Source organism: Brevibacterium sp. S22 (assembly GCF_004745485.1).
In the GTDB taxonomy this organism is placed as follows: domain Bacteria; phylum Actinomycetota; class Actinomycetes; order Actinomycetales; family Brevibacteriaceae; genus Brevibacterium.
In genome coordinates, this window is the sequence record NZ_RHFG01000022.1 from 52,002 (window position 1) to 73,383 (window position 21,382).

A 21,382-nucleotide genomic window follows, 5' to 3' on the forward strand; every position below is an offset into this window, starting at 1 on the left:
CCCGATTTCGGCATGATGGATTAAGCGCAGCAACGAGAAGGAGCAGATTCCGATGACCTTGGACCCGACCCGCACCGACACGGCAGACGGACAGGGCGCTGCAAACCCGAGCCGTCGCCGTGTGATGAAGACGGCGGGCGTGGCCGGAACGGTGGCGGTCATCGGCGGCTCCGTGGCGGCCACCTCGGCGTGTTCGTCCGACGAGGAGGCGGAGCCGACGAAGGATGCGAACCTCCCGGTCTCCGACGTCCCCGTCGGTTCGGGCACCGTCATCGAGGACACCTACGTGATCACTCAGCCCAAGGAGGGCGAGTTCTTCGCGTTCTCATCGGTGTGCACCCACCAGGGCTGCCAGGTCACCCGGGTCACCGAGGAGGCCATCATCTGTCCGTGCCACTCCTCGAACTTCTCGGTGACCACCGGAGAGGTGATGTCCGGTCCGGCCGAGGAGCCGCTGCCGAAGTACGACGTCACCGAAAGCGGCGGCACCCTCACCGTCACAGGCAAGTAGATCCCTATGCGGGCCGCTGTGGTCGGCCGTGCGAGGAGCCGGGCATTCACCGTCAGAGGAAGAGTCCGGGAAGGACGAGGGCGCCGGCGATGAGGACCGCGAGCAGGGCGGAGAAGCCGAGTCCGCTCGCTTCGCTCCGTCGGGCCTTCGCATTCTCGGCCCGCCACGACAGGTCCGGCCAGACGAGTGCGGCCAGGAAGACGGAGACGACAATGATGAGCATTCCGGCCAGCCAGACATAGATGAACCAGCCGTCCCACCCTCCGAACGGTGTGATGAGTCGGATGAGCAGGACGAACACGACCGCCGTGACCATTCCTGACAGCAGTCCTATTCGCGATGCCGCACGGGGAGCTCGCCATGCGGTGAACGCACCCCACGCCACGATGAGTGCCCCGATGACCGTCGAGACGAGTTCGGGGCTCATGAGCGTTCTCCCTTCGCTGAGGCCTCGCCCGCGGATACGGCATCGGTGGTGGACGCTGAGCCAGCTTCGGTGACGGTCGTGGTTCCGGAATCCGTGCCGGCATCGGCCCCGACGAGTGTGGCGGCCGCGTCGACGTCATTGGCGGAGTCGTTCAGCACGATGATCCCCGCTCCTGACTCCGGGTCGAAGCCGAGGAACGACCGGTAGCCGCCGGTGCCGCCGTTGTGCCAGGTGAGAGTCGCGTTCTGTGTCTTTGTCGTGAACCACGCCCAGCCGATGCGGTCAGCCTCGAAATCGGTACGGGGTTCGGCCGCCTCGGCGCCGGGCGCGTTTCCGTCACGGACGGCCCGGAGCCAGATCGCCAGGTCATGGGTCGTCGACCGGATCGCCCCGGCCGGAGCCGCACCGCCGAGGGTCCACGGTGCGGCCGGAAGCCCCGATGCCGTGTAGCCGTGTGACAGCCCGTCGGCGGAGTCCGGGACGAACGTCTCCTTCATTCCCAGCGGCTCGGTGAGGCGGTCGCGGACGAGCTCGGAATAGTCCTGCCCAGCCGCCTCGGCGAGTGCTTGGCCGAGAACGGCGAACCCGAAGTTCGAATACTCGGGCTCGGGTTCACCGACCTCCACGTCATTGAGGCTGGCCACGATGTCCGCGACATCCCCACGGTAGGGATCGGTGTGGAGGTAGTTCGACAGCACGCTCATCACCCCGTCGCTGAAGCTCGGGGCGGGTTCCTGGGAGGGCAGCCCCGACCGTTGCATCGCGATCGACTCGAGCGTCACCTCGGCGACCTTCCCATCGAGCTGCGGCCACACCTCGCCGAGGCGGGTGTCCGCTTCGACCTCGCCCCGGTCGATCGCATCGGCGAAGAGCGCGGCCGTGAACGTCTTCGTGATCGATCCGCTCTCGAACTCCGTGTGCTCGTCCGCTCCGGTGCCCGCGAAGGTCGTGTCGTCACCATCGATGCGGGCTGCGGCCACGTGCTGCCAGTGCTTGCTGCCCAGCGTCTCTTCGAGTTCGGACATGAACGCTGCGTCGCCGGTGGGCGCGCCCTGGAATCCGCGCGGCCATGGAGTGAGTGCTGCGAGCAGTGCGGCCGTGATCGCTGCCGCGACGAACCCAGCCATCCGGCGCCGAGGTGGTTTCGCGGCCTGCTGTGATGTGCGGTGGGTGCCGATGATGTGCATCGTTCCTCCTGGTGAGCAGGGGTGGGATATGCGGTGGAGTCGGTCAGAGCGGGACGGCTGTTCTGTGTGTCGGGTGGGCTGAGCACGTCGTCAGAGCGTGCCGATGAGTCAGTGCGTGCCGATGAGGACGAGGGTGAGGAGCGGAATGACCCGCTGAGCCGGCACGCGCCAGTGGCCGCGGCGGGCGCTTTCGAGCCAGCCGGCCCCGGCGAGGGCATGCACATGGTGATAGATCTGCCCGGAGGTGCCGAAGCGCTCATCCTTTCCGAGCTCGGCCACGGTGCTCGTGCCTTCATAGATCGCCTGGAGCAGCTGCAGGCGGACCGGGTGGCCGAGAGCGGCCAAGGATCCGGCCGCCTCGGCGAAGTCGATCTGCGCCAGCCCCGCGCTGTTCAGACCCATCTGCCACGCCACGGGGTCGGTGCCGCCTGGGGGAGTGGTGTACCCGGTGTAGGTCACTCCGCCCTCCTCGCCGAGCTGGTCGATCAGACCGTGCAGAGCCCAGAACGTCTCCGTATCGCGCGTCGGGGCATCGCCCACTTCGTCGGACAGCGCAGGCGCTTCCGCTGCGACTGCCGACTCTTCGTCCGTGTTCTCCTGTGCTGCGCCAACCTCCTGAGGCGACACGGACGCTGCGGCCGCGGCTTCGAGTTCGGCGACTCGTCGTTCGAGTGCGGACAGGCGTTCCGCAGCTGCTGGGAGCTGTTCCATATGTCGACAATACAATAGATACGTAATTACGTAAATGCAGAAAATATAAGGAATCGGTGCGCGCCCGTCCCTGAGATGACGCTGACCGGACAGACACGGCCGGGAGACCTAGACTGGTGCCGTGATGAGTACCGAAGAACCGCGCACCGAATCCACACAAGCCGCCCCACAGGCCATCGCCGCAGCGAGCCGACTCGGCTGGCCCATGGTCGTGCGGGGATTCCTCGGCGTCGTCTTCGGCATCGTCACCGTGTTCTGGCCCCGCGATGCGAGCAATCCGCTGCAGCTGAGCCTGCCGACCGAAGTCGTCGACCACCTCGCCATCGCCTACCTCATCCTCTTCGCCCTGGCGCTGGTCTTCCAGGCCGTGCGCTCGCCGCTGAACGTGCGCACCGCGATCTTCGGCCAGGCCGTCATCGCGATCCCGGCGATCGTCTTCCTCTTCCTCGCCGACCATCCCGCCGAGGTGCGTGCGGCCCTGAGCATCTGGGCCCTGCTCCACGGCGCACTCGAGTTCTGGGCCTACCGACAGCTGCGGTCCCAGCCCATGGCCTCGGACTTCCTCATCGCCTCAGGAGTCCACATCCTGCTCGGCATCATCCTCGTCTTCGGTGACGGCATGGAGGCCCTGTCGATCCTCGGCTTCACCGGCGCCGCGACCCTCATCGCCGGTGTGATCTTCATCATCGGAGGCTATTCGCGCCTGAGCAAGGGCCGCCAACTGGCCAAGCGCGACGCTCTGTCAGAGCCGGCCGACACCCCCACCGAGGCGGCGGACCCCATCGATGCCACCGACCGTTCCGGCTCCGCTGGAGCCGCGGATTCGAAGAATCCCGACGATCCGGACACCGACACTCCCGTGAAGAAAGAGCCCTGACCGGCACCTGAGCCGACCGAGACATCCGAGGTGAGATGAGCACTGTCGAACACGAGAGCGCAACCGAATCCCGATTGGCCACCATCGCCGCCTCGGTGAGGTCCTCCGAGCTGCTGGGCGATCTGGCCGAAGCCAGCCGAGCTCTCGACCCCGCCCTCTTCAGGCGCCTCTTCGCACTCTCCCGCTCTCCATCCCTGCTGGTGGCCACCGACTACGACGGGACGATCGCTCCGATCGTCGACGTGCCCAGCCAAGCCTTTCCCATGGAGGGCTCGGTCGACTCGCTGCGCGCGCTCGCCCTGTTGCCGACCACCTCGGCGGGGGTGATCTCCGGTCGCAGCCTGCGCGATCTCGCGGCGATGTCGCGGCTGCCCCGCGAGGTCCACCTCTTCGGATCCCACGGCGGCGAAACCGACACATTCACCATCGACGCCCTCACCGAAACGCAGCGGGCCGTCCTGGCCGACTTCCGCGCCGACCTCACCCGCGGCCTGCCGCGAGAGGTCATCGAACACAAGACCACGGGCGCGGCCGTGCACCTGCGCGGACTCGACGAGGCGAACCGGCGCGAGATCGAAGCCGCCGTCGACAGACTCGCCGCCGCGCACCCGATCCATCCCACCCGCGGCAAGCAGGTCATCGACCTGTCCGTCGTGCCCTCCTCGAAGGCCGAAGCGCTGACCCGCCTGCGCAGTCAGACCGGCGCGGAAGCCGTCGTCTTCATCGGCGATGACACCGCCGACGAATATGCGCTGGAGACCCTCGGTGCCGACGACCTCGGGCTCAAGGTCGGCGAGGGTTCTGAGACCACTCACGCCGACTTCCGGCTGCGCTCGCCGGATGAGGTCTCCACCGTCCTCAGTGCCCTGTTCGAGCTGCGCAAATCCTGGCTCTTCGGCCGCCGCGCCACCCCGATCCAGCGCCACAGTCTGATCGGCAACGGACAGTCGACCGCGCTCGTCGACCCTGCCGGCAGCATCTGCTGGATGCCGCACCCCCTGCCGCACTCGGCGTCGATGTTCTCCGAGGTCCTGGGCACCGAGGCGGCCGGCTTCTTCGCCGTCGCCCCCGCCACCGGGGCCGCCCCGCTGACCCAGCGCTACCTCGGGAACTCGACCCTGCTCGAGACCCGCTGGGCGGGGCTGAGCTGCATCGACTACCTTGCTCCCGTCGACGGGCACAGCGACGACACGATCGTCGTCCGGGTGCTCACCGGCGACGCCCCGACCCGCATCCGCTTCGCTCCGCGACTCGACTATGCAACGGTTCCTACCCGCATGACCAGGACCGATGACGGGGTGGCGGTGCTGGGCACGGCGGAGCCGATCGAACTCCACGCTCCCGGCATCGACTTCGAGATCGTCGAGAACGGCGACTCCCACACCGCCGAGGCGACCGTGGTGCCCTCGCAGCACCCAGGCGGCACGGTCGTCCTCGTGCTCGCCTGCGGAACGGGCACCGGCGACGCCGGATATATGGCCACGGGCGGGGAGCACCATGTGCGCGAACGGGCCCTGAACTTCTGGACGAACTGGGTCGACTCGCTGACCCTGCCGGACCATCACCGCGAGGAGGTCATCCGCTCCGCAATCACCCTGCGTGCCCTGTGCCACGAACCCACCGGCGGAGTCCTCGCCGCCCCCACGACCTCCCTGCCCGAGGGCATCGGCGGCGTCCGGAACTGGGACTACCGCTACACGTGGCTGCGCGACGGTTCGATGACCGTCCGTGCCCTGCTCGCGCTGGGTTCCACCGGTGAGGCCGAAGGATTCCTCTCCTGGCTCTCCGGCATCCTCGAACGCACGGTCTCTCCCGAACAGCTCCATCCGCTCTATGCCGTCGACGGATCGGCCCTGACCACCGAGGCGGTGCTCAACCACCTGCCCGGCTACGCCGGCTCCCGGCCGGTGCGGGTCGGCAACGCGGCCGAACATCAGGTCCAACTGGATGTGTTCGGCCCGGTCACGGAGCTGCTCGACGAACTCAGCGGCCACCTCGGCGAGCTGCCCGAGGATTATTGGACGCTCACCTGTCAGATGGTCGAGGCCGTGGGCAAACGGTGGTTCGAGGCCGACCACGGGATCTGGGAGGCGAGGCGTCCGCCGAAGCACAACGTGTACACGCGGGTGATGTGCTGGGTGACGGTCGATCGGGCGCTGCGGATCGCGGACCGGTTCGATCGGGAGCCGCCCGGTGCCTGGCGGCAGCTGCGCGAGGAGATCGCCCACGACGTCCTCACGCACGGGTACAACGAGGAGGTCGGAGCGTTCACCGTCGCCTACGGTGAGACGGATCTGGATTCGGCGGCGCTGTTCGTCGGTCTCTCGGGACTGCTCGATGCCGACGATCCGCGGTTCGTGTCCACCGTCGACGCGATCGAACGGGAGCTGCGAGTCGGCCCGACGGTCTTCCGCTATCGCTACGATGACGGCCTGCCCGGGCTCGAAGGCGGGTTCCACATCTGCACGACGTGGCTGATCGAAGCCTTCATCAAGGTCGGCCGCATCGACGACGCCTGGGACCTGTTCCGGCAGGTCGACGACCTGCTCGGGCCCACGGGGCTGCTGTCGGAGGAATACGATCCCGTCGCCGAGATGCACCTGGGCAACCACCCGCAGGCGTACTCACACCTCGGCTACATCCGCGTCGCCCAGCAGCTCGACGCCCACCGCCCGAGCTAGAGGGGTTCAGTGGGCTACGGCTGGAGCCGTCGGAATGCGCGTGCCGCTTACCTTTCAGCCGCCGGAAAGTGCGTGCCGCGTACCTTTCAGCCGCCGGAATGTGCGTGCCGCGTACCTTTCAGCCGTCGGAATGCGCGTTAGGTGGGCGGAATGGTCACAGAAATCCGCCTGGAACGTGACCATTCCGCCCACCTAAGACCGGGTTGAGCGCCCAGGGGCCGGGGGTGCAGTTCCATGGCCGGTGCCGGCCCTCACTCGACGAGGAGGGTGACCACCTCGGCGACGCATGCGGGGCGGTCCTGGTCTTCGATCTCGATCGTGTGGTCGAGGATGACCTGCGTGCCCTTGTCGCCGCGGATGACGTTGTTGACGCTGATGGTTCCGCGCAGCCGGGAGCCGACGACGACGGGCTGGAGGAAGCGGACCTTGTTGAGACCGTAGTTGACGCGGATGGCCACTCCCTCGATGGTGAAGACCTCGGTGGAGAACTTCGGGATCAGCGCGAGAGTGAAGAACCCGTGCACGATCGTCGCGCCGTAGGGACCTTCGGCTGCGCGCGTTTCGTCGACGTGGATCCACTGGTGGTCGCCGGTGACGTCGGCGAAGGTGTTGATGGCATCCTGGTCCATCGTCATCCACTCGGAGGAGCCGAGTTCCTGACCGATGAGCGATTCGATCTCGTCGATGCCGTTGATTGTGCGCAAGTGGTTCTCCTTCGATCCTGGGGGAGCTGTCGTCGACTCGGACGGTCCCCGCTGTGCGGCCGTGCATCATCACCCGAATCCCCGTCGCCTGAGTGGCTGAGCGGACACTCGCCTGTCGATGCTTCGTCATATCGAACCGTACTTGGTCGGACCGGAATCGGCGACGACCCGTCCGGTATTCGGTAGGTTGGTCGCATGCCCCGATCCGAGCACCCAGACCACCGGTCCGATCTCACCGGCGATCCGGCTTCGCGCATCGACGATCATCCGGCCTCCTCTGTCGGGGGTCGTCCGGAGACGCTGACGCATCCCCTCTCGCCGAGGTGGTTGGAACGTCCTGACGGCTGCCGTCACTTCGAATCCGCGTACTTCGTCGGCCACGGTCGGGAGACGTTCGAGCGCTGCGCCGAGGAGGTGCTGCACTGGGAGGTCAAGACCCGCAGCGGCTTCGACATCGACGTGAGCGGCAGCGAGGGCAGAGGCGACCGCGTGCGTGGCGAGGTCAGAGGCGGCAGCGAGGTCAGAGGCGCCCGCGCGGGTGGTGCGGGCAGAGACGGGCGTGCAGCGAGAACTGCCGATGCCGGTGCTCGCGTGGGCGGTGGGATTGCGTGCGAAACGGTCGGTGGTCGACCGCCACGTGTGGAGCGAGGGCAGGCGCCGACGATCCGGGTGCGTCTCGGACCCTTCCGACTGCCCGAGCCCTCTCGCGTCATCGACGTCTTCGAGGCGCCGGGTCGGTGCGGCTTCACCTATGGCACGAAGCCGGGGCATCCGATCACCGGCGAAGAGTCATTCATCCTCGTCCGCACCGCCGATGACCGGGTCTTCCTCGTCCTCAGGTCGGTCTCGCGGGCGGGACTGGGCATCTGGCGGCTGGGTGAGCCGTTCGTCCGGCTCGCTCAGGTCATCTATCGGCGCCGCTACGGTCGGGCACTACGCAGCTGAGCCGGCAGCGTGCATGACTGCTGTCCGCGGACGCTCAGGCGGTCAGCAGAGCGCAGGGCGTCACTGACGGTTGGTGCCCAGGCGAGCAGTGCCATAGGCCGCAGAGCTCTGGTCGATCACTTGCCGGGAATCGAGCTCCGAGCAGGCTTGTACTCCCAGTGCCACGGTTCGTACATGCTCGATTTGGCCCAGTCGGGGTTCTCCCAACCGTATTCGTCACCGTGCTCGACGAGCCAGCCCCAGGCTCCGGACTTCGATGCGACCCCGCCGCCGAGGTCGAGGGCGATTCCCCAGCCGTGCAGTGAGGTGCCCGGCTTGGCGGCCAGGCCCGGCTTCCGACCGGCGACCGAGACCTGCCCGGCCATATCACGGTAAGAATCCGTGATCTCGAGTTCCTTGCCGGTGTCCTTCTTGTAGGCCGCGTTCATCTTCGCGAAGGAGACGGCGGCATCCGCCCGGAGCTGGTGGTCGCCCTTCCCGAGATCGCACAGCCACTCATCGGGCAGCTCGCCGTTGCCGGCGGATTGGCCGAAGTCCTGCTTCGCATCGCAGCCGGGCAGGGCGCTCTTCTCAACTGCGCGGGACGCGGCCTCGACCTTCTTCTGCTTGGCGCTCGGCACACCGATCTCGATCGACGACTTCCCTTTGGCTTCGGGCACGTCGGCGTTGACCTTCTCGGGGTTGATCGCAGCGGGCTCACCGGCAGCGGTCGGGTCGGTCTTGACCTCGGCACCTCCGCCGAGGTTGTTCACAAGCATGGTCACTGCAGTGGCGGCACCGGCCACGGAGACTGCCGCCAGCGTCGATACGGTCCGCAGCTTCCTTCTGCGCACGGACTTGAGCAGCGCGCCATCGGATCCGCGGCTTTCGGCGGCTCCTGCGCTGACCCTGCGGATCGACGAGGCGGGTCTCGAGCCGAAGGTCGCAGGAGCGTCGGCGGCTTCGCGAGCCATTGCGTCCCGCCGCGGAGACGCCTCTGCTGCTCGGGCTTCGGCGGCCATCGCTGCGCGCCTGGGCGACACGGTCTCGGCCGAGGAGTCAGCAGAAGCAGAGGCGGTCGGTGTCCCCGTGTCGCGGGTTGAGGTGTGTGCGCGTGAGAACGGGTTCGATGTGCGACGCCTATGCAGATCCCGTCGACGCACCGGTGGTTCTGTGGTCGATGATGACTCTGACATAACTCTCCGTGTGACTGTGGCTCGTCGAAGTCCGCCGGGGTTTCGACGACTTCAATACAACATCACAAAATTGTAACGGGAATATATAGAACCTGTCATATATACGTGACGAGTCGCACTCGCAGGCGGTCAGTCGACGCTCAGGTCGGACTGGCTGATGCCGCCATCAACGCAGCATCGTGCGAGGTCAGCACTCTACTGTGAATCTGTGGGCCGCCTCGGCGAGGTTATTCGGATCGGCTCTCCACGTACTGCCGGAGCGCATGTTCCTGAGCCTCTTCGTCGGGGAAGATCACTTCGGTCCGCGCACCCCCTGTTACGGGATCGTTACTGAAGATCAGCGTGATGCCGAGCAGGCGGGCCTGCCCCTGCGCGATGACGAGGCCGAGGCCCATTCCGCCCCCGCCGGCGGAGACGAAGCGGGTCGGGCCGGTGTTGACGATGTCCGGCGGATAGCCCGAGCCGGAGTCGGTGACGACGATGCTGCGCGTGCTCGTCTCGAGGCGGATGGGGTCCCCACCGTGCTTGATTGCGTTGACCAGCAGGTTCGACACGATGCGCTCGAACCGGCGGACATCGGTGACCAACGTCGAATTCAGTGCCGCCAGATGCGTGTCGATCTGGTGCCCGGCCAGGGCTCCCGAGGCCTCCATCGTGCCCAGCAGGGACCTGATCGCCTGATCGACGTCGACGCGGGTGAACTCGGGGTTGGCACGGCCCGCATCGAGGCGGGAGACTTCGAGGAGGTCTTCGACGAGGACCTGCATGCGCACGACCCGGTCCTTGACGAGTTCGGCGGGTCGGGAATCCTCTTCGAGCAGGTTCGCGGCGTTGACCAGACCGGTCAGCGGAGTGCGCATCTCGTGCGCGAGATCCGCGGTGAAGCGCTGCTCGGAGTCGATGCGTTCGGTCAGGCGGGCCACCGCGGTGTCGACGGCCGTGGCGAAGGCCCACACCTCCTGATCGGATTCGTCGATGACATCGGCGATGCGCGTCGTCGTGTCCCCACCGGCGATCTTCCTGGCCGCCTGTGCGCCGAGGGTCAGCCGACGGGAGATGCGGCCGGCGACGATCGATCCGACGCCGCCGACGACGAGGGCGGATCCGATCATGCCGACCAGCAGTGCTTGGTCGATGCGGCCGATGAGCTCCTGACTGTCCTTCGTCGATGCGCGCACGGAGATCACTTCGGTGTACGAACCGACCTCGATCGGGGCCGCGGCCCACACGATCTCCTCGCCGTCGACCTCGGAGCGGATCGTCACGCTCTGACCCTTGAGCGCGGACTTGCGCGCCTCCTTGGGCAGCTGCGGATCCTCGATGCGGGCGTTGAGGGTGAGCACCCCGGTCTCGGAGAAGATGGCCGTCGCATTCGTCAGCTGCTCGGTCACCGTCGACCGCATCCGGTCGTCCTCGGCTCGGGCCGCGGATTGGCGCAGCACGATCGAGCACGACAGGACGGCGATGATCACCGAGGCGACGATGAGCAGAGAGATCTTCCAGCGCAGCGACATACGATCAGCCCGAGAAGCGGTAACCGAATCCGCGAACTGTTTCGATCATGTTCGCCCCGATCTTCTTCCGCAGGCGCTGGATGTGGACGTCGACGACGCGGGAGTCGCCGGCCCACTCGTAGCCCCATACCGTGAACGCGATCTTCTCTCGTGAGTACACGTGCTCAGGCTGCTCGGTCAGCAGCAGGAGCACACGCAGCTCGGTCGGGGTGAGGTGGACTTCTTCTCCGTCGACCTCGACGGTCAGCCGCCCGGTGTCGAGGACGAGCGATCCCAGCCGTGTGCGGAACGGACCCAGCCCGCCGTCGGAGCCGGACGCTTCCGGGGCCACCGTGGGGGAGCTGCTCGGGCGGGGAGGGACCCCGGGGCCGCCGATGGCCTCTTCGTCGTCGTCCGCCTCGGGGGCGGTGGTGAATTTCCCACCGGCACCGAGGTAGGTGTCATCGGATTCGAGCTGCGCTCGCAGCCGATCCCGGGTGTCCATGCCGGGGCTGGCGCCGAGGACCTCGGGGATGCCGTCGCCGGTGACCATGCCGCCGGGCCCGATCACGGTTTCGTGATGCTCATCCGCGTCGAGTGCGGGGGAGTAGCCGAACCGGTCGGTGCCGGTGGTGATGAACCGGCGGACGACAGCGCGGATGCGGGCATTGAGAACCTGCATGTCGAAGGGCTTGGTGAGGTAGTCGTCGGCTCCGGCCTCGAGAGCCTGGACGATGTCGATGGCGTCCGAGCGGGCGGAGATGATGATGATCGGGATCGTCGAACGCTCGCGCACGGCACGGCAGATGGAGGCGCCGTTCATCGTCGGCAGCATGAGATCCAGCAGCAGGACGTCGGCGCCGTTGGCGGAGACGAACTCGTATCCTTCACGGCCGTCGGCGAAGGCCGAGACCGTGTAATCGAAGCGTTCGAGTCCGATCTGCGTCGTTTCGCGGATGACCTCGTCATCCTCGACCAGAACTATATGCATTACGTTTCTCCATTAAGCCGCGTGAAGCGTTGACCTGGTTCAAACCTACCGTCGTGCAGGCGGAACACCTGCACAGACCAGCCGGAAGGGCAGCATGCTCTGTCCCCGTCAGCGAACATGGCCTCCTGCACCACCAGTGTCCCATTTCTGCCGGGGCTGACCTTGAGCTGATTGCCGGTGGCGATGAGTTCGAGGCGGGGCTTGCCCTTGTGCTCGCTGATGACTGCGCCGGCGATGACCTCGTCGCGCTGCTTGGGGTTGGCCACCGTGACCAGCTGGAACTTCTGTTCGCCGCTGAGGAAAGGCGTCGAGAACTTCAGACAGTCCTTGCAGTCGGCGACGACCTGAGCGGTCTCCGAAGCACTGCCGGTGACAGCGATTCCCGACGAGGATTCGATGGCCTTGCGGATCGCGTTGAGCGAGAACGGTTCATCCGGCTGGCCGGCGGCCTGGGTATTGGGGGCGAAGAGGGAGGGGGAAGGGTTGCCCTCGGGTGAGACCTTGAGTCCGCGATCGGGTCCGCATGCGGTGACGGTGAGAGTCATGACTGCCGCGAGCAGGAGCGCTGTGAAGGTGCGGACGGTGCGGCGGGGGGATGGTGAGAGGGGAGAGCCGAGGGGGCTGGGACCGACTGCTGCGATGTCGACTGCTGCGGCCGTCGGCGTCGCGTCGTCTGCGCACGACTCACGGCCAGGCGGGGCCTGGCTGGAGTGAAAAGAGCGCAGCGCCTCCCCGGCGGCGCGTCTGACGGTGACGGGCACACACACATTTTTGCCTGTTCGGAGCCTGTAGTCCACCTGATCATCGGCTCATGCGGGTCGGAACCGCAGTCGGGCCCACCGTCCGATCCCCCGGTCGCCGTGCTCTTCGCCGGGTCCTCTGCGGTTCTCAAGGCATCTTGTGGCCGCCTCGGTGCTGGTGGGATTGAGGTCGAACCGTGCGGGTGATGATCTCGGGCACAGGATGGGCCGGCTCTCAGGTCGGGCCGGTAGAATGAGGGACATGGCGCCCACGAACACCCCGAAGAAGAAGTCCACAGGCGGCAAGCCCACGAGTACGGTGTCCTACAAGGACGCGATCAAAGTCGGCATCGTCTGCGGAATCGTCACCCTCGTCCTCGCGATCATCGTCACCCGAGCTTGGCAGGACGGCCGCGCCTTCGGCTATGCATTCATCTTCGCCGGAGCGGCCTTTGTGGTCGTGTCAGGCTTCACGAGCTACCTCAACTGGGTGATGCGCAAGGACACGCAGAACCAGAACCAGTCCTACCCGGTCATGCGGTAGGACGCCTGGGGCTCGCGCCGAGGCTGCAGGCACCGACCCCACCTTTCGCGGCACAACCTCGCGTGACTGCCTCGTCCTACAGCTGCTGAGGCATCAGAGCCTGAAAGCGCCATAACCCCCTGCTCCAACAGGGGGTTATGGCGCTTTCAGTGGGGGATGCTCGCGGGGGCAATCCAGCTTCCACAACGCGCGGGATCGCCGTCGCGCTTATGTGAAGCGCAGGAGGCGGAGGCTGTTGAGGACGACGAACACCGATGAGAACGCCATCGCGGCCCCGGCGATCATCGGGTCGAGCAGTCCGAACGCCGCGATCGGGATCGCTGCGGTGTTATAGGCGAAGGCCCAGAACAGGTTGCCCTTGATGAGCCCCAAGGTCCGGCGCGAGAGCCGGATCGCCTGCGGGATCTGCTGCGGATCGGACGTGACCATGGTGATGTCCGACGCCGCCATCGCCGCGTCCGTACCCGAGCCCATCGCGATGCCGAGATCCGCACCGGCCAGAGCGGCGGCGTCGTTGACCCCGTCGCCGACCATGGCTACGGCCCGGCCCTGCTCCTGCAGCTCGCTGACCACGGAGACCTTGCCTTCCGGGCGGACATCCGCGCGGACCTCGGTGATTCGAAGAGCCTCGGCGACCACCTCGGCGGCTTGAGCGTTGTCTCCGGTCAGCAGCACGGTTTTCAGCCCCAGGGACTGCAGTTCGGCGATCGCTGCCTTGGCCGTCGGTCTGGCCTCGTCGGAGACGAAGCTCAGCCCACGGAAGCGCGCGTCGATCGCCAGCGCGACGAGCGTGGCCCCGCGCGGCACCGAATCGGCCGCATAGTCGACCGCGATTCCGCGTTCCCGGAGCAGGTCCGGGCGACCGGCGAGCACCTCGGCGCCGTCGACCGTCGCCCGCAGTCCGCCGCCGGGGATGTTCTCGAAATCCGTGACCGGTGACCCGGCCACGGTTCCGATCGACCTCGCCGAGGCGGCCCCCGCCGACTGCTCTGCCGTTTCCATCGAATCGGGCTCCACGCCAGCAGATCCTGCCGAGGCGAGCCCCATCGGATCGGACCCAGTCGAAGCAGTCCCCGCCGAGCCCGCCCCGACGATCTCGGGCGCGGCCTCGACGATGGCGCGGGCGATCGGGTGTTCGCTGCGCGATTCCAGCCGGGCGAGGATGTCGAAGTCCGCCGGTGAGAGTTCGGTTCCGGTCAGGCTCATCGTCCCGGTCGTCAGAGTGCCGGTCTTGTCGAGGACGACCGTATCGATCGCCCGCGTCGACTCCAGCGCCTCGGGGCCGGAGACGAGGATGCCCAACTGGGATCCTCGTCCGGACGAGACCGCAAGGGCCGTCGGTGTGGCCAGACCCAGGGCGCAGGGGCACGCGATGATGAGCACGGTGAGTGCCGCATGCAGCCCCGCAGCCCAGTCTCCGGTGACGAAGCCCCAGATGAGCAGGGTCAGAACGGCGATGCCGAAGACGATCGGCACGAACACTGCCGAGATCCTGTCGGCCAGTCGCTGCACGGCAGGCTTCCCGGTCTGCGCGCGGCTGACGAGATCGGCCATGGCCGCCAGCGTCGTGTCCGCTCCCACTCGGGCGGCCCGGACCTCGAGCACACCCGAGGTGTTGATCGTGGCACCGGTGACGGAATCGCCGGGAGCGACCTCGACCGGTACGGATTCGCCGGTGAGCATCGCCTCGTCGACGGCCGAATGGCCGGTCAGCACCTCACCGTCGGTGGCGATCTTCTCACCTGGGCGGACGAGGAACACATCGCCGACGACCAGCTGATCGATCGGCACCTGCACCTCGACACGGTCCCCACCCGTGGCATCAGCGCCCGACGCGCCGACGCCCGTCGTGGCACCGGACCCCGACTCGGCTGCGTCCGTCGTGGCGCCGGATCCCGACGCGGCTGCGTCCGTCGCAGCTCCCTGCCGCACCACGGTCGCGGATTTCGCCCCGAGGTCGAGGAGCGCCTTGAGCGCGGCCGTCGCCCGGGTCTTCGCGCGATCCTCGGTGAGCTTGCCGATGAGCAGGAACACCGTGATCGCCGCGGCGGCTTCGAACCACACATGATAATGCTCGGGCACTTTCCAGCCGTAGCCCTCGACCAGAGCTCGCCCGAGCGTGACATAGGAGTAGCCACTGGCGACGATGATGCCGACGCTGACCAGGGTGTCCATGGTCGTCGAGCCGCCGCGCGCTGCCTTGAGCGCCGCCGAGTGGAACGGCCAGGCACCCCAGGTGACGACGGGCAGGGCGAGGATCGCTGCGACCCACTGCCACCCGGTGAAGTGCCAGCTCATGACCATGGAGATCGCGACGATCGGCACGGACAGGATGAGCGAGCCGATGAAGCGCGGCCGCAGATGGCGGGGATCGTAGTCGACGATCTCCGGGCCGGCGGAGCCCGCGCCGAGGCTGCGCACCGTGGCGCCGTAGCCGGCCTTCTCGACGGCCGCGGTGATGTCGTCGTCGCCGAGTTCGGAGTCGATGACCACATGCGCAGTCTCCAGCGGCAGGTTGACCTCCGCCGTGACCCCGTCGAGTCGGGTGAGCTTCTTCTCGATCCGAGCCGAACACGACGCGCAGGTCATGCCCGTGATGTCGAGCTCGAGCTCGCGTGGCATCACTTCACCTCGTATCCGGCCTCATCGACGGCGGCACGGATCGCCGCGTCGTCGAGTTCGGCAGCTGAGGTGATCGTGACCGGGGAGTCGCCGCCGGCGTTGAGGTCGACCGCGACCTCCGTGACACCTGCGAGCGTGCCGAGTTCTTCCCTGACCGCCGTTTCGCAGTGTCCGCAGGTCATTCCGGACACGGTGATGGTGGTGGTTGTCATGGTGCTCTCCTATCAGCTGTGAACGTTTCCCGATCCCCGGCGTCGTCGCACCCCGATCGGGCAGACGCGGCCTGCGGACTCAGCTCTTGATGAGTCGGGAGATGGCGGCTGATGCCTCCTCGATCTTCTTCCGCGCTTCCTCGTCGTCGCCGGATGAGGCGGCGTCGACCACGCAGTGAGCGATGTGCTCTTCGAGGAGGTTGATGGAGACCGCGTGCAGCGCGGCTGTCGCGGCGGAGACCTGGGTGAGGATGTCGATGCAGTATTTGTCCTCATCGATCATCTTCCCGATGCCGCGGACCTGGCCTTCGATCCGCTTCATCCTCCGCGCGAGAGCGTCCTTCTGCGGGGTGTATCCATGTTGCTCAGTCATGACCACACGGTATACCCCTATAGGGTATAAATCAAGATCGGCCCTCGCCGACGCGGCTGTGCGTTTGCTCTCACCCCGACCCCTCCGTGCCGTCCGGCTCCTACAATCGGAGGTATGCGTGTTGCCAGACTGTTCCGGTTCCCGGTCAAGGGGTTCCCTGCCGAGGAGCTCACCGCGGCTCGGGTGGTCAGGGACCGCGGAATCCGCGGCGACCGGATCGCGGCATTCACGAACGGCAGCCTCGACGTCCCCGATGACTCCTGGCATTCCTACTCCGCCTTCACCGTGCTCAAGAACGACACCGACCTGCAGAAATGGCGGGTGGGCGTGTCCCTCACCGAGGCGGCAGATGACGAATCCGCGTCGGATCCCACCCGGCCCGGCGGGGCTCTCCTCGCCGAGGCGGACGGTCACGACATCGCGACTGTGACCCTGACTGCCCCGACGGGGGAGTCGACGACCTTCTCCACGGACGATGAGGAGAGCAGGGCCGCCTCGGCGAGTTTCCTCTCCGAACGGATACCCCCTCAGGGCAGCTTCGCGCGCTGCCTGGCGGTCGCGGACCAGGGGATGTTCGACTCGCAGTGCTCGGGGATCTCACTCATCAACCCCGCCACGGTCGCCGCGATCGCGGATACGGAGGAGGGCCGCGCGGCCCTCGGGACCGAGAACGACGAGCTGGACCCGCTGCGGTTCCGCGGCAACGTCCTCGTCGACGGACTCGCTCCTTTCGAGGAATTCGCGCTCATCGGTCAGGTGATCCGCCTCGGCGGTGTGCGCCTGGCGATCCGCTCGACGATCGAGCGCTGCCCGGCGACCACGGTCAACCCGACCACCACCGCCGTCGACGTCAACGTGCCGCGGCTGCTCAACTCCGCCTGCGGGCACCTGCACTGCGGAATCTACGGGCAGATCCTCGAATCCGGCGACATCACCCTCGGCGATGAGATCACCGTCGAGGGACCGGCCCCGCGCGAACTGGTCAAGGTCGCCCGCACCCCGCGGTTCATGACCGTCGTCGGCCGCCGGCAGATCTGCAACGACATCGTCGAGGTGGCCCTGCGCGACGATCTCGGCTGGATCCGCGAATTCGATGAGCCGGGTACGAATCTGCGCGTCCACCTCGACCTCGGCGCACCGTTCTGGCGGACCTATACGATCACCGACGTCGACGACGATATCGTCCGCATCGCCGTGCGCACTCAGGGCAAGGGCTCCCGCGCCGTCGCATCGCTGGAGGCCGGAGCGCGGATCCTCACCTCGGGACCGCACGGAACCATGACCGCCTCCCGAGTCTTCGGCGGCACAACGGCCCTGATCACGGCCGGAATCGGCATCACTCCGAGCCTCGGACTGCTGCGCGGCGACGGACTGGCCGACCTTCCCGCCACCGACCGGATCCGACTCTTCCACGTCGACCGCGACCACCGCACCGCATGCCTGTGGAATCGACTCCAGGACCGCGCACGCTCAGGCGGGGTGCCCGTCGAGACCCACCACCGCGACACTGCGACCGCCGGTCGGCCCGGCCACCGGGACCTCGTCGACTGGGTGGCCGGCTGCGACAATGTCATGGTCTGCGGGCCCCGCGATTTCACGGCGGCCGTGCTCGCCGCCGCGGACGAAGCCGGAGTTCCCGCGGTCCATCAGGAGACGTTCGCCTCCCCGAACACGGGAATGAGCGAGGCCATAGCCGCCTGTTCCCCCGCCGAGGTGACACTGGCGGATTCGGGTACGAGCTTCGTCTGGCAGCCGCAGGAGGGAACCCTGCTCGAATCCTTGGAAGCGCGCGGATTCCGGTCCCCGAGCTCCTGTCGCGGCGGATCCTGCGGAACCTGCTCGGTGTCCCTGGCCGCCGGATCCGTGCTCTACCCGATCGAACCGGTTGCCCGAGTCGACGCCGACGAAGTGCTCGTGTGCTCCGCGGTCCCCGCCGGCCCCATCAGTCTGTCTTTCTGACCTGGGCCGCACCGCCGCCCGGGCGGTGACAGCGATTCCGTCCGACCGCCTCGGCGATGGGCCCGGTTCCGTGCCCTGACCCCGGCAGATGGCGCCTGACCGGGTGGCACAATGGTTCCCATGCCGAAGAAGAAGCGCACCATACTGTCGAAGGGGCCCGCCGGACCGGTGGGTCGCCTGAGTCGGTGGGTCCGCCTCAGCGCGGCAGGGCGGATCATGTTCGCGAACTCGATCATGCTCGTGGGCATCATGGTGCTCACGACGAGTCTGCTCTACCTCCAGCTCTCGCAGCTGAACACGAAACGCGAACAGGACCTGCTGCGCTCGGCTGCGGACAACATCTCGATGTCGCTGGGCCTCGTCGGCACCGGTGAAGTCGGCCGAGACGACTACCTCGACTCCGAATCCCGCGACGATGTCCAGACGCTTCTGAACAACGTCATCAGCCAATACGGCTTCGACATCGCCGCCGTCGTCCCCATCGATTTCCTCCTCACCCCGCCGACCCTGGGCTCGCCCGGACGGCAGCAGGCGTTGGAGGCGAAGACCGCCTCGGCGGATTCCGGACAGATCCCCGAGGATTCGATCGACCAGCTGGCTCAGGCCGTCGACGGACAGGCCCTGCAGGAGGGCAAGTCGACCGTGCGCTTCATCGACGACGGCGGGCCGGCCGACGGCACCATGTACGTCATCACGCCGGTCTATGCCGAACACGTCGGCGTCGATGGATTGAGGTCCGACACCGTGGTCGGCGCCGTCATCGTCGGCAGCTCCGCCGATTCGGTCCGCGAAGGCTTCCTGGCACAGGGGAAATGGCTCATCGGCATCGCCGTCCTCACCCTCATCCTCGGCATCGGCTCCTCCTGGGTGACATCGCGGGGCCTGCGCCGAGTCACCGGCGACTACGGTGCCGACGAACTGCGCAGCATGCTCGACTTCTACTCCTCTGTGCTCAAGGCCGTCTCCGAAGGACTGCTGCTCGTCGACCGAGCTCGCGGAATCGTGCTCATCAACGCCGAGGCTCGGGAACTGCTGGGCATGCCGCCCGTCGAGGACGATGCGGACCCCGGCCCCACCTCGGCCGAAGAGATGCCGCTGCGCGAACTCGACCTGCCCGAGGAGCTGCACGACCTGCTCGCGGCCGGGCGGTGGGCCCGCGACGAGATCCACTACACCGACGATCGTGTCCTCGTCGTCAACCAGCAGCCCACCGAGGCGGCCAGCGATACGTGGGTCGTGACCATGCGCGATCACACTGAGCTGGCCGAACTCTCCGGCGAGCTCGTCTCCGTGCGGTCCTTCTCCGATTCCCTGCGCGCGCAGACCCACGAATATGCCAACCGGCTGCACATGGTCGTGTCCCTGCTCGAGACCGGCCACGTCGAGGAGGCCATCGACTTCGCGGCGAAGGACATCGACGACCTCAACCGGGTCAACGGTGACGGGTCGATGACCTTCGACCATCCCGTCCTCTCGGCCCTGCTGCTGTCGAAGATCGCCCAGGCCGCCGAGGTGGGCATCGAGATGACGGTGGACACCGCGGATCTCGCGGGCAACCTCGGCGGGGATGACCGTGACCTCGCGACGATTCTGGGCAACCTCGTCGACAATGCCTTCGACGCTCTGAGCCGGGAGGATGTTCTGTCCGAAGACAAGAGAGTCCACGTCGAACTCTCCGGTTCGGGCGGTCCCGGCGGATTCACGATCGAGGTCAGCGACGACGGTCCGGGCATCGACGAGGAGCATCTCGATGCGATCTTCGAACGCGGCTGGTCGACGAAGCACGATGGTGTCGAGACCGACCAGGGGCAGGGCCGCCAGCAGACGGGCACCCGCGGGGTCGGACTGTCCCTGGTCGTGCAGGCGATCCGCCGGCTCGGGGGTGCCGTCGATGTGCAGGGCCGCGGGGAGGACTGCGACCGATTCAAGGGCGCCGTGCTCACGGTGTGGCTGCCGGACTCGGCCGGTGCAGGGCAGGCGGACGGCGGATAGTCCGGCGTCGTACGGGCTGGCTCCGGTCGGGCTGGTTTCGGTCGAGCGGGTTCCGGTCGGGCGGCTCCGGTCGGGGCAGCTCCGGTGGGGCCAGCGTCGGTCGGGGCAGCTCCGGACAGACCGGTTCCGGTGGGACGGGTTCAGGTGGGGCCGGCCACAACGCGATGTGACGGGACTGCAACACGATCCGGAACGCTGTCAAACCGCTGAAGCTAGACTGAAAGCATGTCGGACACAACTGCGCCTGAATCGAGCATCGGTGTGCTCGTCGTCGAGGACGAGGTGGTCGCCGCCCGTGCCCACGCGAAGTACATCGACCGCATCGACGGCTATCACGTCGCGGGAGTGGCGAAGAACGCCACCCAGGCGATGGCTGCTCTCACGGGTCAGATCTACGGACTCGATCCCTCCGGCGTCCATCTCGTCCTCCTCGATATGAACCTGCCCGACGGGCACGGACTCCAGGTCTGCCGAGCCATCCGCGGCCAGCGCGTCGACGTCGACATCATCGCCGTCACCGCGGCCCGCGACATGCAGATCGTGCAGGAGGCCCTGTCGTACGGCGTCGCTCAGTACATCATCAAGCCCTTCACGTTCCCGGTCTTCAAATCGAAACTCGAGGCGTATTCGTCCTTCCGCAACCGCCTCGGCGGGGATTCGAACGACGGGGAGGTCACCCAGACCGAAGTCGACAAGGCGATCTCTGCCCTGCGCACCCACACCGTGGCCGCAACCGCGAAGGGCGTGCCCGATGCGGTGCAGACAGAGGTCAAAACCCTGCTGGATGAGACCCCGGGGCAATCCGCCGCCGAGTTGGCCGAAGGCCTCGGAGTCTCCCGAGTCACCGCGCGCCGCTACCTCGAATCCATGGCCGATGCCGGGATGCTCGAACGCCGTCCCCGGTACGGTGCGGCCGGCCGCCCCGTCCTCGAATACACCGTCGTCTCCGACGCAGGCTGAGACTCTCTGAACGGGCTTCGCCTCGGCTCAGGAGTTCCCGGTTCGTGGCCAGGCGGCGAGAGTGACCCCGCCGTCGGCCCACAGACAGCATCAGCCGGCGGACGCCGGTCTGGCAGCGAATTGTCTGGTCGATCCGCGGCGCTCAGCGCGTGGATTCAAGCTATCGTTGCAACACCTGTCGAATCGTCGTGTTCGTTCAATAGTTTAGCCAGGGCCTCGGCCGGCGTCTTCCAACCCAACCGTTTCCGGGGCCGGGCGTTGAGCTCAGCAGCGACCAT

19 protein-coding genes and 1 pseudogene are annotated in these 21,382 nt (G+C 67.2%); 8 read left to right on the top strand and 12 right to left on the bottom strand.

The genetic code is table 11. The annotated features are described in order from the left end of the window. Nucleotides 1-52: 52 nt before the first annotated feature. The gene (locus tag EB835_RS15575) at nt 53-511 is read left to right on the top strand and encodes a Rieske (2Fe-2S) protein (protein ID WP_135810370.1); all 459 of its coding nucleotides are present in this window, start codon (nt 53-55) and stop codon (nt 509-511) included. Between the two features lie 52 nt (nt 512-563). Here the strand turns inward: EB835_RS15575 and EB835_RS15580 are convergent, their stop codons facing one another. From EB835_RS15580 to EB835_RS15590, 3 genes are all read right to left on the bottom strand, one after another. Further along, nucleotides 564-938: a hypothetical protein gene (locus EB835_RS15580; RefSeq protein WP_135810371.1), complete on the bottom strand. Its 375-nt coding sequence runs from the start codon at nt 936-938 to the stop codon at nt 564-566. After that, on the bottom strand, nt 935-2,125 hold the full coding sequence (locus EB835_RS15585; protein WP_135810372.1) for a serine hydrolase domain-containing protein: 1,191 nt from the start codon (nt 2,123-2,125) through the stop codon (nt 935-937). The genes EB835_RS15580 and EB835_RS15585 overlap by 4 nt, the downstream gene beginning before the upstream one ends. Nucleotides 2,126-2,233: 108 nt before the next feature. Further along, a complete protein-coding gene (locus EB835_RS15590) occupies nt 2,234-2,836 on the bottom strand; it encodes an ArsR/SmtB family transcription factor (protein WP_135810373.1) in 603 nt (200 codons plus the stop codon). Nucleotides 2,837-2,960: 124 nt separating this feature from the next. Between EB835_RS15590 and EB835_RS15595 the strand changes: the two genes are divergently transcribed. Both EB835_RS15595 and otsB read left to right on the top strand, forming a co-directional pair. After that, nucleotides 2,961-3,713: an HdeD family acid-resistance protein gene (locus EB835_RS15595; RefSeq protein WP_135810374.1), complete on the top strand. Its 753-nt coding sequence runs from the start codon at nt 2,961-2,963 to the stop codon at nt 3,711-3,713. A gap of 35 nt (nt 3,714-3,748) precedes the next feature. Beyond that, nucleotides 3,749-6,394 (top strand): trehalose-phosphatase, encoded by a 2,646-nt coding sequence (gene otsB, locus EB835_RS15600; RefSeq protein WP_135810375.1) that lies wholly within the window; start codon nt 3,749-3,751, stop codon nt 6,392-6,394. 251 nt (nt 6,395-6,645) lie between these two features. On the opposite strand, the gene EB835_RS15605 is transcribed toward otsB, so the two are convergent. Continuing rightward, nucleotides 6,646-7,098, bottom strand: a complete 453-nt coding sequence (locus EB835_RS15605) for a MaoC family dehydratase (RefSeq protein ID WP_135810376.1) — start codon at nt 7,096-7,098, stop codon at nt 6,646-6,648. 195 nt (nt 7,099-7,293) lie between these two features. Here EB835_RS15605 and EB835_RS20680 point away from each other — a divergent pair, with 195 nt between their 5' ends. Beyond that, on the top strand, nt 7,294-8,043 hold the full coding sequence (locus EB835_RS20680; protein WP_240688783.1) for a DUF1990 family protein: 750 nt from the start codon (nt 7,294-7,296) through the stop codon (nt 8,041-8,043). A gap of 116 nt (nt 8,044-8,159) precedes the next feature. Here the strand turns inward: EB835_RS20680 and EB835_RS15620 are convergent, their stop codons facing one another. The 4 genes from EB835_RS15620 to EB835_RS15635 all read right to left on the bottom strand — a co-directional run bounded on the left by EB835_RS15620 (nt 8,160) and on the right by EB835_RS15635 (nt 12,463). Beyond that, nucleotides 8,160-9,218, bottom strand: a complete 1,059-nt coding sequence (locus EB835_RS15620; protein WP_135810377.1) for a M15 family metallopeptidase — start codon at nt 9,216-9,218, stop codon at nt 8,160-8,162. 227 nt (nt 9,219-9,445) lie between these two features. After that, nucleotides 9,446-10,732 carry a sensor histidine kinase gene (locus EB835_RS15625; RefSeq protein WP_135810378.1) on the bottom strand — a complete coding sequence of 429 codons (1,287 nt, stop codon included), beginning with the start codon at nt 10,730-10,732 and terminating at the stop codon, nt 9,446-9,448. A gap of 4 nt (nt 10,733-10,736) precedes the next feature. Next, the gene (locus EB835_RS15630) at nt 10,737-11,702 is read right to left on the bottom strand and encodes a response regulator transcription factor (protein ID WP_135810379.1); all 966 of its coding nucleotides are present in this window, start codon (nt 11,700-11,702) and stop codon (nt 10,737-10,739) included. Continuing rightward, nucleotides 11,702-12,463: a hypothetical protein gene (locus tag EB835_RS15635; protein ID WP_240688784.1), complete on the bottom strand. Its 762-nt coding sequence runs from the start codon at nt 12,461-12,463 to the stop codon at nt 11,702-11,704. Before EB835_RS15635 ends, EB835_RS15630 begins: the two co-directional genes overlap by 1 nt. A gap of 241 nt (nt 12,464-12,704) precedes the next feature. Here EB835_RS15635 and EB835_RS15640 point away from each other — a divergent pair, with 241 nt between their 5' ends. After that, a complete protein-coding gene (locus EB835_RS15640; protein WP_135810380.1) occupies nt 12,705-12,986 on the top strand; it encodes a hypothetical protein in 282 nt (93 codons plus the stop codon). A gap of 207 nt (nt 12,987-13,193) precedes the next feature. Here EB835_RS15640 and EB835_RS15645 read toward each other — a convergent pair whose 3' ends face one another. From EB835_RS15645 to EB835_RS15655, 3 genes are all read right to left on the bottom strand, one after another. Beyond that, nucleotides 13,194-15,608, bottom strand: coding sequence for a heavy metal translocating P-type ATPase (locus EB835_RS15645; RefSeq protein ID WP_135810381.1), 2,415 nt, complete (start codon nt 15,606-15,608; stop codon nt 13,194-13,196). Continuing rightward, nucleotides 15,608-15,820, bottom strand: a complete 213-nt coding sequence (locus tag EB835_RS15650; RefSeq protein ID WP_135810382.1) for a heavy-metal-associated domain-containing protein — start codon at nt 15,818-15,820, stop codon at nt 15,608-15,610. Before EB835_RS15650 ends, EB835_RS15645 begins: the two co-directional genes overlap by 1 nt. A gap of 79 nt (nt 15,821-15,899) precedes the next feature. After that, complete coding sequence (locus EB835_RS15655) at nt 15,900-16,193, bottom strand: metal-sensitive transcriptional regulator (protein WP_135810383.1); 294 nt, start codon at nt 16,191-16,193, stop codon at nt 15,900-15,902. Between the two features lie 114 nt (nt 16,194-16,307). Here EB835_RS15655 and EB835_RS15660 point away from each other — a divergent pair, with 114 nt between their 5' ends. The 3 genes from EB835_RS15660 to EB835_RS15670 all read left to right on the top strand — a co-directional run bounded on the left by EB835_RS15660 (nt 16,308) and on the right by EB835_RS15670 (nt 21,104). Beyond that, the gene (locus tag EB835_RS15660) at nt 16,308-18,152 is read left to right on the top strand and encodes an MOSC domain-containing protein (RefSeq protein ID WP_135810384.1); all 1,845 of its coding nucleotides are present in this window, start codon (nt 16,308-16,310) and stop codon (nt 18,150-18,152) included. Between the two features lie 120 nt (nt 18,153-18,272). Next, on the top strand, nt 18,273-20,144 hold the full coding sequence (locus EB835_RS15665) for a sensor histidine kinase (RefSeq protein WP_135810385.1): 1,872 nt from the start codon (nt 18,273-18,275) through the stop codon (nt 20,142-20,144). Nucleotides 20,145-20,369: 225 nt separating this feature from the next. Next, nucleotides 20,370-21,104: a response regulator gene (locus tag EB835_RS15670; protein WP_135810386.1), complete on the top strand. Its 735-nt coding sequence runs from the start codon at nt 20,370-20,372 to the stop codon at nt 21,102-21,104. 155 nt (nt 21,105-21,259) lie between these two features. Here the strand turns inward: EB835_RS15670 and EB835_RS15675 are convergent. Next, nucleotides 21,260-21,382 (bottom strand): annotated as a pseudogene (locus EB835_RS15675) (IS30 family transposase); the annotation flags it as partial.